An 18,202-nucleotide genomic window follows, 5' to 3' on the forward strand; every position below is an offset into this window, starting at 1 on the left:
TTGCTAACGATAATTGTTTATTTTTTTATTGCTTTTATCCCATAAAGGAACAGGCAATGCCCGAAGGTACAATGAAGGCTTGGTTAGAGTCTTCTCATTTAAGTGGTGCTAACGCTACTTATATTGAAGAATTATACGAATCTTATTTGGATAACTCCCAATCTGTTTCTGCAGAATGGCGAACGTTATTCCAACAACTTCCAAAAATTGAAGGTGCTGACTTAGAATTCAGGCACTCTGAAATCCGCAATGAATTTAAAGAATTAGCTAAGCAATCCCATAAAACTGTTGTTGTTTCTGGTAGCAGTGATGCCAAACAAGTTAAAGTTTTACAGCTAATTAATGCTTTTCGTTTTCGTGGACATCAAAATGCCAACCTTGACCCATTAGGTTTGTGGAAGCGAGATAAGGTACGCGATTTACAACTGTCGCATCATGAACTTTCAGAAAACGACTTTGATACAGAGTTCAACGTCGGCTCATTTGCTACTTCTCAAGATGCGATGAAGTTAGGTGACTTATACAATGCCCTTAAAACTACTTACTGTGGTTCTATCGGTGCTGAATATATGCACATTACTGACACCGATGAAAAACGTTGGATCCAACAACGTTTAGAGTCTGTTCAGTCGCAAGCAAAATTTTCTGTCGAGCAAAAAGAAGAAATTCTTAAAGGCCTTATCGCTGCCGATGGTATTTGTAAATACCTTGGGGCTAAGTTCCCAGGCGCTAAACGTTTCTCCCTTGAAGGTGGTGATGCGTTAATACCTATGCTGAAAGAGCTTATTTCTCGTGCTGGTACGCAAGGCACTAAAGAAGTTGTTATTGGTATGGCTCACCGTGGCCGTTTAAATGTTTTAGTTAACGTGATGGGTAAAAATCCGTCGAAGTTATTTGACGAGTTTGGCGGTAAACACGATGAAATTTTATCTTCAGGTGATGTTAAATATCACCAAGGTTATTCATCAGATTTTGTAACGCCTGGTGGCAATGTTCATTTAGCTTTGGCCTTTAATCCATCGCATCTAGAAATTGTTAACCCTGTTGTTATTGGCTCAGTCCGTGCGCGTCAAGACAGACGTGGTGATAAAGTCGGTGATACGGTTCTTCCGGTTACTATTCATGGTGATGCTGCTATTGCCGGTCAGGGTGTGGTTCAAGAAACGTTTAATATGTCACAAGCACGTGCATTTAAAGTTGGCGGAACGATACGTATCGTTGTTAATAATCAGGTCGGATTTACAACGTCTAATCCTGCAGATACGCGCAGTGGTGAATATTGTACTGAAATTGCAAAAATGGTTTCAGCACCGATTCTTCATGTTAATGGCGATGACCCAGAAGCTGTTATCTTGGCAACACAAATTGCCCTTGATTATCGCAACGAATTTAAGCGTGATGTCGTTATCGACCTTGTTTGTTACCGTCGTCATGGTCACAATGAAGCTGATGAGCCTAGTGCAACGCAGCCATTGATGTACAAAAAAATTAAGAAACACCCAACACCTCGTCAACTCTATGCACAGCAACTTGATACAGAGGGTTCAATCAATTTAGATAAGTCGAATGAATTAACCTCTTATTATCGTAAATTGTTAGACGAAGGTCAGTGTACGGTTGAACAATGGCGACCTATGACAGAACATTCTGTCGATTGGACTCCATATCTTGGCCATGAGTGGGACGATGATTACGATAAAGAAATTTCTGTTGAAAAACTGAAAGAACTTGCCGGTAAATTGTCAACATATCCTGAGACTCATCCTGTACAAGGTCGTGTTAAGAAGATATACGATGATCGCGTTAAAATGGCATCGGGTGAAAAATTACTCGATTGGGGTATGGCAGAAAACTTAGCTTATGCCTCGATTGTTGATTTAGGTAAACGTGTTCGTATTACTGGGCAAGACTCTGGTCGCGGTACTTTTTTCCATCGTCATGCTGTTTTACATAACCAAGATGATGCGAGCAAATACTTACCTTTGCAAAATATTCGCGAAGGACAAGGTCCATTCGATATTCATGACTCAGTGTTGTCAGAAGTATCAGTAGTTGCCTTTGAATATGGCTATACCACAGCAGAGCCTGCAGGGCTTACTATTTGGGAAGCGCAATTTGGTGATTTTGCTAACTGTGCACAAGTAGTCTTTGACCAATTTATTAGTTCAGGTGAGCAAAAGTGGGGCCGTTTATGTGGTTTAACTATGTTGTTACCTCATGGCTATGAAGGTCAAGGTCCTGAGCATTCATCTGCACGATTAGAGCGTTTCTTGCAGCTTTGTGCCGATCACAATATGCAAGTTTGTGTGCCATCAACACCTGCGCAAGTATTTAACATGCTGCGTCGCCAAGTTGTTCGTCCTATGCGTCGTCCATTGGTTGTTATGTCGCCTAAGTCATTATTAAGACATCCTTTAGCGGTCTCTTCATTAGAAGAGCTATCGACCGGTGTGTTTCATAATGTCATTGGTGAAGTTGATGATATCGATCCGAAAAAAGTGACACGTGTCGTTTTTTGTAGTGGTAAAGTTTACTATGAATTACTTGATCAGCGTCGCAAGAGTGAGCAAGAAAATGTTGTTATCATTCGAATCGAGCAGCTATATCCATTTCCAGAGGAAGAGCTTCAAGCAGAGTTGGCCAAATACCAGCATGTTAAGCAATTCGTTTGGTGTCAGGAAGAACCGCAAAACCAAGGTGCATGGTATTGTTCACAGCATCACTTTAGAGCGGCAATACCTGAAGGTACTTATTTGACATATGCTGGTCGTAAGGCCTCTGCAGCACCAGCTGTAGGTTATATGTCTGTCCATGTAAAAGAACAACAAGCGCTAGTCAATGACGCGCTATCTGTTGAAGACTAGTGAGTAAGGAATAAAATAAATGACAACCGAAATTAAGGTTCCCGTTTTACCTGAATCTGTTGCTGATGCAACCGTAGCTACTTGGCATGTTCAAGTAGGTGATAAAGTTTCACGTGACCAAGTATTAGTAGATATTGAAACTGACAAAGTTGTGCTTGAAGTACAAGCTGTCGTTGATGGAGTGATCACTGAGATTTCTCAAGCCGAAGGCGCAACAGTATTGGGCGAGCAAGTCATTGCAATCCTCACTGAAGGCGATGCAGCAGCTGATGTTTCAGCTCCTGCAGCGGCAAAACCTGCAGCAGCGGCAAAATCAGCTCCTGCAGCGGCAACAGCAGTGAAAGTTATCGACATCATCGTACCGGTTTTACCTGAGTCTGTTGCTGATGCAACAGTTGCTACTTGGCATGTTGCTGAGGGTGATACAGTTTCTGTTGACCAAAACTTGGTTGATATCGAAACGGATAAAGTTGTTCTAGAAGTTGTTGCTCAAGACAATGGTGTGATTGGTAAGATAATCCACGTCGAAGGCGACACGGTATTAGGTTCACAAGTTATAGGCCAACTTAATGCGGGCGCAACAGCAAGTGCTTCTGCAGCTACTTCAGAAGATGCGATTAGCTCTGATGAATTAGCTAGCCCTTCTGTTCGTCGTTTAATGACAGAAAAAGGCTTAACAGCGGCTAATGTTAGAGGTACAGGTAAAGGTGGACGTATTTCTAAAGAAGATGTTGAAGCAGCGGCCAATAAACCTGCACCAGCAGCTCCTGCGGCAAAAACTGCTGCTGCGACACCTGTTGCACAAGATTTAGGCGGACGTACGCAAAAACGTGTACCTATGACACGTTTACGCAAAACAATTGCCAAACGTTTATTAGAAGCTAAAAACTCAACGGCAATGCTAACAACGTTTAACGAAGTTAACATGAAGCCAATTATGGATCTTCGTAAGCAATATAAAGATCTTTTTGAGAAGACGCATGATACGCGTTTAGGCTTTATGTCATTTTATGTTAAAGCGGTTACTGAAGCATTGAAACGCTTTCCAGCGGTTAATGCATCAATCGATGGTGACGATATTGTTTATCATAACTTTTTTGACATCTCAATTGCTGTTTCTACGCCGCGTGGCTTAGTAACACCAGTATTACGTGATGCAGATCAATTAGGTATGGCAGCGATTGAAAATGGTATTCGTGACTTAGCAATAAAAGGTCGCGACGGAAAGCTTTCAATTGAAGATATGACCGGCGGTAATTTCACGATTACTAACGGTGGTGTTTTTGGTTCATTACTTTCAACACCTATTTTAAACTTACCGCAAGCGGCTATTTTAGGTATGCATAAGATCCAAGACAGACCTATGGCTGTTGATGGAAAAGTTGAAATACTTCCTATGATGTACTTAGCACTTTCTTATGATCATCGTTTAATTGATGGTAAAGAATCTGTTGGCTTTTTAGTGGCAATTAAAGACTTGTTAGAAGATCCAACACGTCTACTTCTTGATATATAATCGAGAAGATTAAATCTTTTGATTTAGACTATAGTATTAGCTCTGGGGACTTTGTTCCTTAGAGCTTTTATACTATAATCGATCAACTTTTTTCGATGATAGCGAATTTTATTTATATTTATGATTAAAATTAAGATTTTACTTATATTTATAACTAAGAACAGCTGTCATTATCATTCACAGATAAATGGAAATACACCATGAATTTGCATGAGTATCAAGCGAAACAATTATTCGCTGAATATGGTTTACCAGTTTCTGAAGGTTTCGCTTGCGATACACCTCAGGAAGCGGCAGAAGCGGCTGATAAAATCGGCGGCACTATGTGGGTTGTTAAAACTCAAGTTCACGCGGGCGGTCGCGGTAAAGCTGGCGGCGTTAAGCTAGTTAAATCTAAGCAAGAAATCAAAGATTTTGCTCAAAACTGGTTAGGTAAGAACTTAGTTACTTACCAAACTGACGCTAACGGTCAGCCAGTTGCTAAAATTTTAGTAGAAAGCTGTACAGATATTGCTAACGAATTATATCTTGGTGCTGTTGTTGACCGCGCTAGTCGTCGAGTAGTATTCATGGCCTCTACTGAAGGCGGTGTTGATATTGAGAAGATTGCTGAAGAAACGCCTGAGTTAATTCACCAAGCTGAAATCGATCCACTTGTTGGTGCTCAACCGTACCAAGCTCGTGAATTAGGTTTTAAGTTAGGTTTAAACCCGACGCAAATGAAGCAATTTGTTAAGATCTTTTTAGGTCTTGCAAAAATGTTTGAAGATTTCGATTTCGCTTTATTAGAAATCAACCCGTTAGTTATTACTGACGAAGGTAATCTTCACTGTTTAGATGGCAAAATTGGTATCGATGGTAATGCTTTATACCGTCAACCTAAAATGCGTGCGTTCCATGATCCATCTCAAGAAGATGAACGTGAAGCTCATGCTGCACGTTTTGAATTAAACTACGTAGCCTTAGACGGTAACGTTGGTTGTATGGTTAACGGTGCCGGCCTAGCAATGGGTACTATGGATATCGTTAATTTACACGGCGGCAAGCCAGCTAACTTCCTAGATGTTGGCGGCGGAGCAACGAAAGAACGTGTTTCTGAAGCATTCAAAATCATTCTTTCTGACGACAACGTTAAAGCTGTTTTAGTTAACATCTTTGGTGGCATTGTACGTTGTGACATGATTGCTGAAGGTATTATCGCTGCAGTTAAAGATGTAGGCGTTAAAGTACCTGTAGTTGTACGTTTAGAAGGTACAAATGCTGAAGAAGGTCGTGAAGTTCTTAAAAAATCTGGCTTAGACATCATTGCTGCTGAGTCATTAACTGATGCAGCGACAAAAGTTGTAGCAGCTGCGGAGGGCAAATAATGTCTATCTTAATTAATAAAGATACTAAAGTAATCTGTCAAGGTTTTACCGGTGGTCAAGGTACATTCCATTCAGAACAAGCACTTGAATACGGTACACAAATGGTTGGTGGCGTAAGCCCAGGTAAAGGCGGTCAAACGCATTTAGGCCTACCAGTATTTAACACAGTACGTGAAGCTGTAGAAGCAACTGGCGCAACAGCAACAGTTATTTATGTTCCAGCTCCTTTCTGTAAAGATGCAATTTTAGAAGCAATTGATGCAGGCATCGAGCTTATCGTTACTATTACTGAAGGTATTCCTACTTTAGATATGGTTGATGTTAAAGCTAAGCTTGATCAATCTGGCGTTCGTATGATCGGTCCTAACTGCCCAGGTGTTATTACTCCTGGCGAAACTAAGATTGGTATCATGCCTGGTCACATCCACAAGCCTGGTAAAGTAGGTATTGTTTCACGTTCTGGTACGTTAACGTACGAAGCCGTTAAGCAAACAACTGATGCAGGTTTTGGCCAATCTACTTGTGTAGGTATTGGTGGTGATCCGATCCCAGGCACTAACTTCATCGACGTATTGGAAATGTTCCAAAACGATCCACAAACTGAAGCAATTGTAATGATTGGTGAAATTGGCGGAACTGCTGAAGAAGAAGCGGCTGAATATATCAAAGCACACGTTACTAAACCTGTTGTATCTTACATTGCTGGTGTTACTGCACCAGAAGGTAAGCGTATGGGTCACGCTGGCGCGATTATCGCCGGTGGTAAAGGTACTGCTGATGAGAAATTTGCAGCATTAGAAGCGGCTGGTGTTAAAACTGTTCGTTCTTTAGCTGATATCGGCGTAGCACTTAAAGAGAAAACAGGTTGGTAATCAGTTATCGTCATCTTGACGAAGGTCAGGATCTTTAACTATTGATACAGAAATGTTTCTTAATAAAAACCCGCATTCTCAAAAAGAGAGTGCGGGTTTTTTATTATTACGTGTTGTGCTTAATATTCAGATAATTCAATGCAACTGAATATTTTTCTTGAATGTAAGTAACAAAATTAAACCATTCAACATCAAGCAACAGTATTCTAATATTACTTTCATATAAACAGATATCAGCTAAACCTTACCATATTGTTCTTCTATACCTATTTGCCTCTTTTTGAAAATACTTATGCACAGTACATTCTAGTCTTCATAAACTCTCTTGCTTGAACTTTCATCTTTAATGCTGTGTACATGTACTCATCCATCATTTGACCGTATAAAAAAACCTATTAAAGCCCCGACAATCCTGAAATTAACTAACGTGTTGTCTTACTGGCTTTATTTCAGTATCCACTTTTGTCGTTCTGAATTATTTCATTTCCATTGTCGTCATGCTGAATTTATTTCAGTATCTGGGCTTTGAGTTGTTAAGGGGGAGATCCTGAAACAAGTTCAGGATGACGGAAGTTGGGTTCAGAATAATGGCGTTTGAGTGCATGCTGAATTTATTCCAGTATCCACTCACGTCATGCTGAATTTATTCCAGTATCCACTCACGTCATGCTGAATTTATTTCAGTATCTGGGCTTTTAGTTGTTAAGGTCGAGATCCTGAAACAAGTTCAGGATGACGGAGGACGTAAATTAAACGGACACTCATTTTAACTTACCCGCTTTGGTTTTGTTAAAGGGTTTTGTTGTCGGGGGTTGGCTACACCAAAATAGGAGGGAACGCCGAAGCCTCTTTGAGCTCAAAGAGCGCTTTTGTATAAATGAGCATTAAACCATATCGTAACCCCCAAGCCGTCATTCCATAATTTTTTATACGGAACTTGTCAGATAACTAGTATGTTAATTAAGTCGTCTGAGGTTAAATCCTATTTTTATTTATTATTAACATCAATAATTATACTAAGTTTATTAACTGTTATTTAATTATGTGTTAACATTTTCGCTCTATTGAAGGGAATTCGATACGACAAAGATTGTTTGATTCTATTTCCCTTCTAAATTTTAAAAGGAAAGTAAAATTGAAGTATGTAAATCTAGTGATGATAAGCGTTTCTTTATGTTTATTAACAGCATGTTTAGAAGTAGAAAACGACAATAATAACGAAGATGTAGTGCAAGCAATCCAAGCACAAAATGAAATTCTTAGTGGTACTAACAATTCTATCATTCCTGGTACTCCTGCCGCTTCTGTTACATTAACGGGTATCGTTGTTAATGCATTGGATAATCAAGCCGTATCAACCTCGAACATTACAATTATTGCTGCTGATGTTGTCCTCGTCGATAGCGTTAGCTTCAACGGTGGCGAGTTTAAATTAGAAAACCTTCCTGCTAATTCTGATATTGAAATGATTATTGAAAGTAGCAATAATGAATTTTTATCACGTGCATATTTCATTAATACGGGTCATTCAAATGCAGTCAATACGGCTAATGATTTTGGTCAATTTGAAGTTTCTACAGCTAAAGATATGCAAATAACGGTGATTAATAAAACATCAGGATTGCCTCTTACTGGATTAGCGTTTAAAGCTTCGTCTCATTACGGTACTAGTTCAAGATCGAATAAGTATCAACATCACTCAACTTATAATGAAGCCAATGGCGTTTACCATATCACCATACCAAAGTTTCTCAATATTATGGTTAGAGCGAACTTAGATCTCAATAAAGATGGTGAAATAGATTATAATCCTGAGTTAAATAACAACATTAATAGCAATGATTTATATTTTTTATCATCGAATACTGATGAATCATTAACGCTTTATGTTGAAGAAAAAATGCCATTAAAAGAGATTGAATTTCGCATTACAATGATTGATGCAAGTGCGAATGTTCTTTTAGGTGCTGAGTTATTCTCAACAGACTCTGCGGGTACGCAGACGACTTCTACTTTTGATACTGCAACACAACAGTATGTAATATCAGCAATGTTTGGTGATTACTCACAAGTAGAAATCCCTTCATTTATGGCAAACGATATCTCTTATCAAAGTGCTTCAATAACACTGAATAAGAACGATGATGACAGCTTAAGAGTCAACATCTCAGGAGCTTTAGAAAACTGTTGTTATAATATCGCTAATACTGACGTTGTTGAGTTAGCCGTTATGCCAAGAATTGTGACTAATGATAGCTCTTCTTTAGAGGTCGTTATTGCGGCAAATGAAGTAAACTATATAGATAAAAGTTTCAGTGTATTCTACTCTCAAGCTATTACCACATCAGTAAATAGCTTGTCACTTATTAATACTTCTGGTTTTACTGTTGTTAAAGGTAATGATTCATCGACTGATGTTATTTTACCCGGCACTACAGTTGTTAGTGGCATGGTAGATATTCCTGTTTCATTTGAGACGAGTTTAAATGACACCAAACTTACGATTACCCCAGTTAACTCTTTGTCTAAAGGCCAAAATTACCAATACAATGTCGGTAACTTAGTTGTGAAGTCTACAGAAAAGTCTGTCGATGTTTATAATGATTCACTTTCGTTTTATATCGAAAATAATGATGACTTTGATATTAATGACGTGCATTTAGATAACAATAACTTTACCAGCAACGGAAATGCGATTACTCTCTCCAATTCAGCGGGTGATAGTTCTTCACCTTCAAATTATGATCGCAGTGTTTATTTATATCTACCATCATCCATTGAAACGTTGCAAAGCTTTTCAATGCGTCTTTACTCGGTAACAGAAGACGGCGTCAGTTATAATTCAGTAAGAAATTTTACTCTTGTTAGAGATAGTAATATTTATAATGTTTCACCATTGGGACTAGTCAAACTTGCTGAAAATGAAACATTAATTACCGAAAGTCTTCAAACGTCGATTGAAACAGGAACCGCTCAATTAGACAATCAGAAAGTTTACCGCACCTCAACGTCTATATACGCTTCTGATGATTTAGATAGCTCGGAAAATAGTCTAACGTTTGAATATGCTTATCAAACAAAAGCGGGTGATATTGTTACGGGTACTATTAATCTCCCAGTGCAATAAATACCAGTGATGATTATTTTATATCAGTAAGTTTAGTCTGATTAATTCACCTTTAAAACCCGCTATCTAGCGGGTTTTTTATTTTAAAGCTAGCTTGTCTATCGCCGCTTTAGTCTTGTGAATAAAACGCTAGGTCAGTATGAAAAAACGTTACGTGTTGTTCATTGCGTAAGTCTTTAATATGCAACCTAAAGAATGAAAAGGTAGGGCTATGACTAAGCCACGACTCGCATGACGCGAAGTCGCGCCTAAACTAAAGCGAGTATCACGTGACCGGGCTAGTTATATCGAGCAGCAGGCTTTTATGTTTAAATTTCGCCCCGATTGTTAACCTTTTTCGATATTTTTATGTGCCACTAGATAGCCATTATATCCGACTGAGTAAAGTATGCCGGGCCGCATTTTAAGGTTTTACTTGTCATTTTACCCGCCAATTTATATTATGCATCTATCGAATAGGCTCTGCATAAGTAAAGTTATCAAGAAAAACAAGGAGGTCGTTACCAAAAGGATTTTACTTTATAAGCATTAATTTGAAGGTGGTGGTCCAAGTGAAAGTAATATTCAGTCTTTATTTTTTACTTAGTGGTATATGCTTCATTTTGATGGTATCTCCAAATGTACTTGCTCACTCGATTGTTACCCCTATTTATATTTCATATGAAAATTCAGCCATTAATCCAAAGCATAGTTCTCTAGTACTGCCTAAAAATCTCCACTACAATTTTGCTTCTATTGAACTACTGATTGAACAAGAAGTCGGTCGGATTGTTTTACCTCAAATTTATCAAAATATCGGAATAGCTATTACTATTACGCCTTTACCTGCTAAAAGAGCAGAATTGTTAGCGAGTATCGGGCAAAGTGATGGCGAAATAATGAGAATTTGGTCCTACGCAGATGAGAACAAAGAAATGATCAGAGTTCCTACTCCTTATTATTCTTTGCAAACTATGCCATTTAGCCTAACAAGTAAGCAGCTCAATATTGTCAGTAAAGATGATTTAAAAAAATATAAATTGGCCAAAATTAGAGGTGTAAAACACACCGATAATATAACGAATGGTTTAAGTCATGTTGTCGAAATGAATAGTACTGAAAATATGTTTAAAATATTACAAAGTGGCCTAGTTGATGTTGTCTTGACCAATACTATAGACGGTCAGCTAATCTTGAAAAGGTTGGGTTACCAAAACATAATTCCTGCAAAAAAGCCATTAGCTGTTTTTCCTCTTTATCATTATATACATCAGAAAAATAAAAAATTAGTCCCTCTTATTAACCAAGAAATAATGCGTCTGCGACAAAGTGGTGAATTAAAAACGTTAATTGCCTTAGCTGAAAAGCAAGTGATCAGTTTAAACCACCAATGATTGCTATATGTAACTCTGTTAATTATTATCGTTCTTAAATCCTTTTCCAATACTCCTCACTAACGTCTTCATTTTATGTTTTTTTTGCCGATGTGATGGTATCCTGATGTGCTTATTTTTAAGATAATTAAATAACTTTAAAAGGATGTTAAATGAAATTTTCATTAAAAATTCCAATAATATTGATGCTTTTTATCAGTAGCTCTGCCTTTTCTGCTAATGAAGTACAGATCAATGCGCAGCAAGCCAATACACAGTGTTTATCGAAGCAATGGCAGAAAAAAAATCTACTGCAACTCAAGGAAGATAAATTTACCCTTGAAAAAAAAGCAGATAAAGAAGCTTTAGCACTACAATTATTGGCTTGTTTAGCAAGCCCAGATGCTGAAATAAGAGATGGTGTTGCTTTTGAAGCATTAAGCTATTGGTTGCGAAACGAACACCTTAGCCAAGCAATACATATTGAAATGTTTAACTACTTAACTCGTGTTTTAGAATCGAAAGTATCTGACACTTTTGGTGTCTATCAGTCATTCTCAATCTTGGTATTAGCTGAAGTGGTTCGTGTCGATAGGCACTCACCTTTTTTAACCGCTGACCAAAGAGACTATTTAGTCAATGTCGGTACAAGTTTTTTAACTAATGTAAAAGATTATCGCGGTTTTTCAACTAAAACTGGTTGGCAACATAGTATCGCTCACGCTGCAGACCTTATGCTGCAATTGGCGTTAAACCCTAAAGTTAACAAAGCGCAACTCGATAAGATACTGGTCGCTTTAGCTAGCCAACTTACTGCTAATGATCAACATTCATATATTCAAGGAGAGTCAAAACGTATCGCTATGGCTGTTATATATGTTTTTTTACGAGAACAATACTCTGCTGATGATTTTAACCTTTGGCTTAGTAAAGTGGTTGATCCTGCTCCTTTCAATCAATGGCAAGATGTTTATCAAAGTGAACAAGGGTTAATTAAATTACATAACACACAGAGTTTTTTATACGCGTTATATGCCACAATAAAACCCAGTCAGAATAAAGTATTAACTGAAATGTCTATCTATTTAGAGCAAGTCATTAAAGCGACTAAATAACGTCAAATTGTATGGTTTAATGGTCATTTTAATCAATGTAAAAGCAAAGATAACTATTATCATCAATGATTTTCGTAATAACAACAGCCAAACTCACGGAGTGAGCGTTTAATGAATACTAGAATTAATAAGAATACTTATATAATCAAAGAGCATGTTGGCCTATTTAAAGCGGCAAATAATTACGACATTTATGATCCTGAAACAGGGGATATCATCATGGAATGTCGAGAGCCGAATTTAGGCTTTTTTACTAAAATGCTGCGTTTCACTGACTACAAAACCATGACACCTTTTGATGTTCAAATACGTACGCCTGACGATCAGCGTATCATCCGAATTCAGCGTGGTATCTCTTTATTTATTTCAAAAGTAACTGTTTTTGATTGTGACGGTAATGCGGTTGGTTACTTTAAACAAAAATTATTTTCAATCGGCGGAAAATTCGATATCTTTGACAACCAAGACCAACTTGTCTGTCAGTTAAAGGGCAACTGGGTTGGTTGGAATTTTCGCTTTATGGATGGCAATGATGAACTTGCTCATATATCGAAAGAATGGGGTGGCATAGGTAAAGAGTTATTTACCAGTGCAGATAATTACGCATTAAAAATTTCTGCTGATGTTCCTGAAGATCACCCGATTAGAAAGCTGATCCTTGCTGCCGTAATGTGTATTGATATGGTTTTAAAAGAATAATGCTAAGAGGAAACATTTAATAATGGCAGTTATTACTTTTGTGAGTCAACTTGCCCAGCAAGAGCAAGATGCTTGGTTAGCGCTATTATCCACTAAGCTGCCAAATGAAGCTATTAAGCTTGATAAAGACTTATCTGTTGAGCAAAAGCTTCAATGCGAAATCGCTATTGTTGCTAATCCAGATCCTAATATCTTGTCACAATACCCCAAACTCATATGGGTACAGAGCCTATGGGCAGGGGTCGATGCGCTAGTTTCGCAATTAAGCGATAATAAACCAACGCCAAGCTTTAAACTGGTGCGTTTAATTGATCCAATATTAGCGCAAACCATGAGTGAGGCGGTCTTAACTTGGGTGCTTTATTTACATCGTGATATGCCAAAATACTTACAACAACAAAAATCAGCACAGTGGCTACAACATCGCTATTTACTGCCACAAGAGCGCACCTTAGGTATTTTAGGTTTAGGTGAATTAGGTAAGTTGAGCGCGTTACGTTTACATGATAATGGCTTTAATGTGCTTGGTTGGAGTCAAAGTGATAAGTTAATTAATGGCATTACATGCTATTCAGGAGACGAGGGATTAGTGACTATGGTTAAGCAAACAGATATTTTAATTTGTTTACTACCACTTACTTCAGCCACCTACCAACTCATCAACGATGATCTGCTGACAAACCTACCACCAGGCGCCAGTATTATTAACTTTGCTCGAGGGGGTATCGTCGCTAATCACGACCTTATTAATCACTTAGCCAATGGCAATATTGAACATGCAATTCTAGATGTTTTTCAACAAGAGCCATTAGATAAAAGTGATGCTTTATGGTCGAATGAAAAAATAACGGTTCTTCCCCATATTTCTGCGCCGACACATTTTGAAAGTGCCGGTGAAATTGTGACCAATAATATTAAAAAATATCGAAGTAACGACCAGATACCTATTTATATTGACTGGAATAAAGGCTATTAATATTTTTGATTAGCGATTTACTATTACCATCATGCTTGATGGCAATAGTAAGCTATTATTGAGCCGTGAGTCTGACTAATGCGACTTAGCCATCGGCATTAATCGTCGCAATAAGTTCGGCAAGGCAAGCTTCATTTTGATCATGTGGAACTTGACAGGTTCCCGCCGCATTATGTCCACCACCATTGTATTTCAACATAAGTTCACCGACATTTGTTTTTGCACTGCGATCAAAAATAGATTTACCGGTAGCAAAAACAGTATTTTGTTTTTTAAGCCCCCACATAACATGAATTGAAATATTACATTGTGGAAATAAGGCATAAATAACAAAACGATTACCCGAGTAAATAATTTCTTCTTCTCTTAAGTCCAGCACAACTAAGTTATTGTGTACGGTTGCACAGCGCTTAATTTGCTCTTTAAATTTTTCTTCATGTTCAAAATAAAGATCGGTGCGTTCCTTAACATCAGGGAGTGCGAGTAATTGGTCAATGTTGTGATCTTTACCAAAATCAATTAAGTCCATCATCAGTTCATAGTTCGAAATCCGAAACTCTCTGAAACGGCCTAAACCTGTGCGTGAGTCCATAATGAAATTAAGTAATTCCCATCGCTTGGCATGCAAAACTTCTTCTTTATTAAATTGTGCTGAATCACCTTTATCTACCGCTTCCATCATGCTTGTCCAACTTGCGGGGAAAGTTTCTATGCCACCGTAGTAGTCATAAACAACGCGAGCAGCTGAAGGCGCATCAGGGTCGATAACATGGTTATCTCGTTTTTTATTACGAAGTGTTTCACTATGATGGTGATCAAAAGCGATATGAACACCGTCAACATAAGGTAAGTTGGTGGAAATATCATCTGGCCCAACCGCTATCTTTCCGTCTTGCATATCTTTGGGGTGAACAAAGAGAATACCGTCAACTAAATTAATATGTTTGAGTAAAATAGCACAAACTAAACCATCAAAATCACTACGTGTTACTAAACGGTATTTTTTATTATCCGACATTTATTATCTCCATTATATAGATTTTTACACTCTGTTATTTAACACTATATTGTTTATATAAGCATAATTAAAGTAGATTAATGCGTGGAATCAACTTTAAGGTTAAATAAAGTGCTTTATGTGTAGATTCTTTTATCTCTATTTTTTTTGAAAAGTCTATGCCTAGGCTTAACTTCCTATGTATTGCTCTCGCATTAACCTAATGAACAAACCAAGCTGTTAGTCATTTCAGACCAGTTAGCGCTCTCCTGCATGGCTTCTGTTAAAGTAAGAACTTGTCAGCGGCTCGATATTTTGCTTAATGCAAGGGTAATCGTGCTGGAATACCTTTATGAGTCTTTATAAAACTTGCTATACCTGCTTGAACGTTATTCATACCTAATTGGGAGAATAAACAAGTCATTGTATAATTTTAGCGATCGTTAAGAGCTACGTTTCTGATAAGAAATCGAGTGTTGAGTATAGCTTGGATTGAGTAAAACACCGAAAAATTTAAGTAAAAAAGGAAAAAAGCAACGATTGAATATCGTTGCATTTTTCCTATTTATTTTAAGGTAAGGCGGCAGTTAACCAATGAAAACGTTGACTATCTGGCGGCATTATATATTGATCTATTATCCCGCTTCGGTTGCTAATATTTCGCGAATATTTATTGTTTGCTGATATTGTACAAAATTCATTTCTTGTGACGTTCTGGCAAGTACAGCCATGCGATCGGCGAGCTCATTACCTTCAATATTCGCGTGACCTTTAACATGAGTAATAGCAATATGTTTTTTAATTTCTTGATAGAGTGTATAGCAAACCTTGACTAACTCTGGATTTTTAATCGCTTCGCCATTTGCTTTTTTCCAACCTTTATTTTTCCATCCTGTTGCCCATTTCGTGATGCTGTCGATGGAGTATTTTGAATCTGACAGTACTTGAATGGTTTTACCAGGATTAGCTTCAATATAAGCTTTCGCCAATTTAAAGGCTTGTAACATACCAATTAACTCAGCGGTGTTATTAGTACCATTGGCGTTATAGGCACCATACCAAAGGCTATGAATTTCACCTTGATGATAAACAGCGACACCAGTCCCTGATTTTCCAGGGTTGGGCGAACACGCACCGTCACAATAAATATCGATATTAGCTTTAGTGACTTCACGATCGCTGCGTACTGTGCTGCCAGCAGGTTTTGCTGAAGCTGTTGCTCGACTCAATGATGAACTTGCGGTTTTAGCCGCAGCGGGGTATTCAGCTCCGTTGCGTGGTGGTGTTTTTAAGGATCGCTGGGTTAATGCTTTGGTGTAAGTTGACTTAAAAGCGGCTTCTGCTTCAACTTGTGAAGGAAACCCCATAAATTGAGCATCAGCACGCCCTGATGTTACGGATTGAACCGTTGTCCAGTTGTCAAAGACACCTGTTTTTGAACCTTTCCAAACCACGTAATATTTTTTACTCATTATGCTACTCAGCTTATTTTAGTTTGTTCTTGGCAGATAACGACCATATTAATAAAACGATACCAGCGATAAAAAATGGAATACTCAGCATTTGCCCGGTATTTAACGCCCAAATCGACTCATAAGCAGCTTGTTTAACTTTTACTGACTCAATTAAAAATCGAGCGGTGAAGGTTAATATTAAAAATAAGCCTAATAATGAACCCTTTGGCGTTTTATCTTTTGATTTTTTATAAATAAAGAAGAGAATAATAAAAATCAATAAATACGCAATCGCTTCATAAAGTTGCGCAGGGTGGCGAGGTATATTATCAATACGCGCGAAAATAATAGCCCAAGGCGCATCACTAGCAACGCCTAATATTTCAGAATTAACAAAGTTAGCTGAACGAACAAATACACCAAAGAGTGCGGTACAAATAGCTAATCGGTCGAGCAGCCATAAATAGTTTTCTTGATACTTTCTTGCGTATATACCTAATGCAATAATAAGTCCTAAACCGCCGCCATGGCTAGCAAGACCACCTTCCCAAATGGCCAGTATCTTTAAAGGATTAGCAAAGTAATATTGAGGGTCGTAAAAGAAACAATGGCCTAAGCGAGCACCAATAATTATACCAAAGACAGAATACATCAGTAAGTTGTCCAGAGCCTCTAGGTTTTTGTGCTCTGTTTGATACACCCATTTCATCACCTGTAAACCCGATATAATAGCGGCAGCAAATAGCGCGCCATACCAATGAACGCTTAAAGGACCTATAGAAAGTAAAACTGGATCAATATCCCAAATAAAATGTTGCAATGAAAAAAACCTTATTTATACGTATGCAGTGATTGAGTTGTTGATGAACAACAACCATAAAGTCGCTATTATGTCAGTCAATTAGCGATAAAACGAGAGCAAAGTTGTAATGAAAAATTATAGTTTAGGTAAGAGCGAACTCCAGTCATCACGATTAATCTATGGTTGTATGCGAATTGCAGGTGATCAATCAGTTAATGATATCGATAAAGGCAAACGTGCGGTGCAGAGCGCGATTGATGCAGGCTACAATCATTTTGATCATGCTGACATTTATGGTGGAGGGGCAAGTGAACAATTATTTGGTGAATTGTTAAAGCAATTACCGCACTTGCGAGAAAATATGATCCTTACCTCCAAAGCAAGTATTCGTCCAAAAAACAATGAAAATACTTATGCGCCAACACGCTATGATTTTAGCAAAGCATATATTTTATCGAGTGTAGAAGGTTCTTTAAAGCGTTTGCATACCGAGCAACTCGATCTTTTCTTATTACATCGCCCTGATTATTTATTTGATATTAATGAAGTCGCCGAAACCTTTAAACAACTCAAAGACAGCGGTAAAGTTGCGCATTTTGGCGTAAGTAACTTTAAACCCTCACAAGTAGCGATGTTACAAAGTGCATTAGATTTACCATTATTGGTGAATCAGATAGAAATTAATATTCATAATGTTGATGCGTTAAATGACGGCACTTTGGATCAATGTCAACAAGATAAACTATCGCCAATTGCCTGGTGCCCGTTAGGTGGTGTTGCCTACTCTGCATGGGGGAATACCTTTTCAGTTGAAGATGAACAACGTATCGCCGAGGAGTTAACTTCGCAAGCACAAGTGTATAACTGTCAACCTTGGCAAATTATTCTTGCTTGGTTACTAAAACACCCCGCGAAGATATTTCCTATTATTGGTTCGACCACACCAGAACGAATTATTGCTGCAAAAGTAGCACTAGAACTCAATTATAGCCGTGAAGATTGGTATCGATTATTTGAAGCGAGAAATGGTCAAGCTGTTCCCTAGCGAGGAAGGTGAATCG

At 38.0% G+C, this 18,202-nt stretch carries 14 protein-coding genes; 10 read left to right on the forward strand and 4 right to left on the reverse strand.

Annotation, left to right across the window (positions count from 1 at the left end; genetic code table 11):
- Positions 1 to 56: 56 nt before the first annotated feature.
- The 9 genes from A3Q34_RS15650 (at position 57) to A3Q34_RS15690 (ending at position 13,888) form a co-directional block, all read left to right on the forward strand.
- A complete protein-coding gene (locus tag A3Q34_RS15650) occupies positions 57 to 2,864 on the forward strand; it encodes a 2-oxoglutarate dehydrogenase E1 component (protein WP_070376198.1) in 2,808 nt (935 codons plus the stop codon).
- A 19-nt stretch (positions 2,865 to 2,883) separates the two neighbouring features.
- Complete coding sequence (gene odhB / locus A3Q34_RS15655) at positions 2,884 to 4,380, forward strand: 2-oxoglutarate dehydrogenase complex dihydrolipoyllysine-residue succinyltransferase (RefSeq protein WP_070376199.1); 1,497 nt, start codon at positions 2,884 to 2,886, stop codon at positions 4,378 to 4,380.
- A gap of 200 nt (positions 4,381 to 4,580) precedes the next feature.
- Entirely contained in the window at positions 4,581 to 5,747 is a 1,167-nt protein-coding gene (gene sucC / locus A3Q34_RS15660; protein WP_070376200.1) for an ADP-forming succinate--CoA ligase subunit beta, read from the forward strand.
- Positions 5,747 to 6,619, forward strand: a complete 873-nt coding sequence (gene sucD, locus A3Q34_RS15665) for a succinate--CoA ligase subunit alpha (protein WP_070376201.1) — start codon at positions 5,747 to 5,749, stop codon at positions 6,617 to 6,619. The genes sucC and sucD overlap by 1 nt, the downstream gene beginning before the upstream one ends.
- A 1,135-nt stretch (positions 6,620 to 7,754) precedes the next feature.
- Positions 7,755 to 9,746, forward strand: coding sequence for a hypothetical protein (locus A3Q34_RS15670; RefSeq protein ID WP_070376202.1), 1,992 nt, complete (start codon positions 7,755 to 7,757; stop codon positions 9,744 to 9,746).
- A gap of 605 nt (positions 9,747 to 10,351) precedes the next feature.
- A complete protein-coding gene (locus A3Q34_RS15675; RefSeq protein WP_083278050.1) occupies positions 10,352 to 11,119 on the forward strand; it encodes a substrate-binding periplasmic protein in 768 nt (255 codons plus the stop codon).
- A 152-nt stretch (positions 11,120 to 11,271) separates the two neighbouring features.
- A complete protein-coding gene (locus A3Q34_RS15680) occupies positions 11,272 to 12,213 on the forward strand; it encodes a DUF2785 domain-containing protein (RefSeq protein WP_070376203.1) in 942 nt (313 codons plus the stop codon).
- A 111-nt stretch (positions 12,214 to 12,324) separates the two neighbouring features.
- On the forward strand, positions 12,325 to 12,912 hold the full coding sequence (locus A3Q34_RS15685) for an LURP-one-related/scramblase family protein (protein ID WP_070376204.1): 588 nt from the start codon (positions 12,325 to 12,327) through the stop codon (positions 12,910 to 12,912).
- 22 nt (positions 12,913 to 12,934) lie between these two features.
- Positions 12,935 to 13,888 (forward strand): 2-hydroxyacid dehydrogenase, encoded by a 954-nt coding sequence (locus tag A3Q34_RS15690; protein WP_070376205.1) that lies wholly within the window; start codon positions 12,935 to 12,937, stop codon positions 13,886 to 13,888.
- Positions 13,889 to 13,973: 85 nt separating this feature from the next.
- On the opposite strand, the gene A3Q34_RS15695 is transcribed toward A3Q34_RS15690, so the two are convergent.
- The 4 genes from A3Q34_RS15695 to lgt form a co-directional block, all read right to left on the reverse strand.
- Complete coding sequence (locus A3Q34_RS15695; RefSeq protein WP_070376206.1) at positions 13,974 to 14,906, reverse strand: exopolyphosphatase; 933 nt, start codon at positions 14,904 to 14,906, stop codon at positions 13,974 to 13,976.
- A 298-nt stretch (positions 14,907 to 15,204) separates the two neighbouring features.
- The gene (locus A3Q34_RS21280) at positions 15,205 to 15,309 is read right to left on the reverse strand and encodes a DUF2789 family protein (RefSeq protein WP_083278051.1); all 105 of its coding nucleotides are present in this window, start codon (positions 15,307 to 15,309) and stop codon (positions 15,205 to 15,207) included.
- Between the two features lie 211 nt (positions 15,310 to 15,520).
- Positions 15,521 to 16,357 (reverse strand): ribonuclease H family protein, encoded by an 837-nt coding sequence (locus A3Q34_RS15700; protein WP_070376207.1) that lies wholly within the window; start codon positions 16,355 to 16,357, stop codon positions 15,521 to 15,523.
- A 13-nt stretch (positions 16,358 to 16,370) separates the two neighbouring features.
- Positions 16,371 to 17,159 (reverse strand): prolipoprotein diacylglyceryl transferase, encoded by a 789-nt coding sequence (lgt, locus tag A3Q34_RS15705; RefSeq protein ID WP_070376208.1) that lies wholly within the window; start codon positions 17,157 to 17,159, stop codon positions 16,371 to 16,373.
- Between the two features lie 109 nt (positions 17,160 to 17,268).
- Here lgt and A3Q34_RS15710 point away from each other — a divergent pair, with 109 nt between their 5' ends.
- Positions 17,269 to 18,186 (forward strand): aldo/keto reductase, encoded by a 918-nt coding sequence (locus tag A3Q34_RS15710; protein WP_070376209.1) that lies wholly within the window; start codon positions 17,269 to 17,271, stop codon positions 18,184 to 18,186.
- Positions 18,187 to 18,202: the final 16 nt, after the last annotated feature.

The organism is Colwellia sp. PAMC 20917, assembly GCF_001767295.1.
Lineage (GTDB): Bacteria > Pseudomonadota > Gammaproteobacteria > Enterobacterales > Alteromonadaceae > Colwellia_A.

What these genes read in the sequence shown, in the direction of transcription:
- A3Q34_RS15685 (WP_070376204.1), top strand. Translation starts at nt 12,325, where the DNA reads ATGAATACTAGAATTAATAAGAATACTTATATAATCAAAGAGCATGTT.
- A3Q34_RS15675 (WP_083278050.1), top strand. Translation starts at nt 10,352, where the DNA reads ATGGTATCTCCAAATGTACTTGCTCACTCGATTGTTACCCCTATTTAT.
- A3Q34_RS15680 (WP_070376203.1), top strand. Translation starts at nt 11,272, where the DNA reads ATGAAATTTTCATTAAAAATTCCAATAATATTGATGCTTTTTATCAGT.
- sucD (WP_070376201.1), top strand. Translation starts at nt 5,747, where the DNA reads ATGTCTATCTTAATTAATAAAGATACTAAAGTAATCTGTCAAGGTTTT.
- A3Q34_RS15650 (WP_070376198.1), top strand. Translation starts at nt 57, where the DNA reads ATGCCCGAAGGTACAATGAAGGCTTGGTTAGAGTCTTCTCATTTAAGT.
- A3Q34_RS15710 (WP_070376209.1), top strand. Translation starts at nt 17,269, where the DNA reads ATGAAAAATTATAGTTTAGGTAAGAGCGAACTCCAGTCATCACGATTA.
- sucC (WP_070376200.1), top strand. Translation starts at nt 4,581, where the DNA reads ATGAATTTGCATGAGTATCAAGCGAAACAATTATTCGCTGAATATGGT.
- A3Q34_RS15690 (WP_070376205.1), top strand. Translation starts at nt 12,935, where the DNA reads ATGGCAGTTATTACTTTTGTGAGTCAACTTGCCCAGCAAGAGCAAGAT.
- A3Q34_RS21280 (WP_083278051.1), bottom strand. Translation starts at nt 15,309, where the DNA reads ATGACTTGTTTATTCTCCCAATTAGGTATGAATAACGTTCAAGCAGGT.
- odhB (WP_070376199.1), top strand. Translation starts at nt 2,884, where the DNA reads ATGACAACCGAAATTAAGGTTCCCGTTTTACCTGAATCTGTTGCTGAT.
- A3Q34_RS15700 (WP_070376207.1), bottom strand. Translation starts at nt 16,357, where the DNA reads ATGAGTAAAAAATATTACGTGGTTTGGAAAGGTTCAAAAACAGGTGTC.
- A3Q34_RS15695 (WP_070376206.1), bottom strand. Translation starts at nt 14,906, where the DNA reads ATGTCGGATAATAAAAAATACCGTTTAGTAACACGTAGTGATTTTGAT.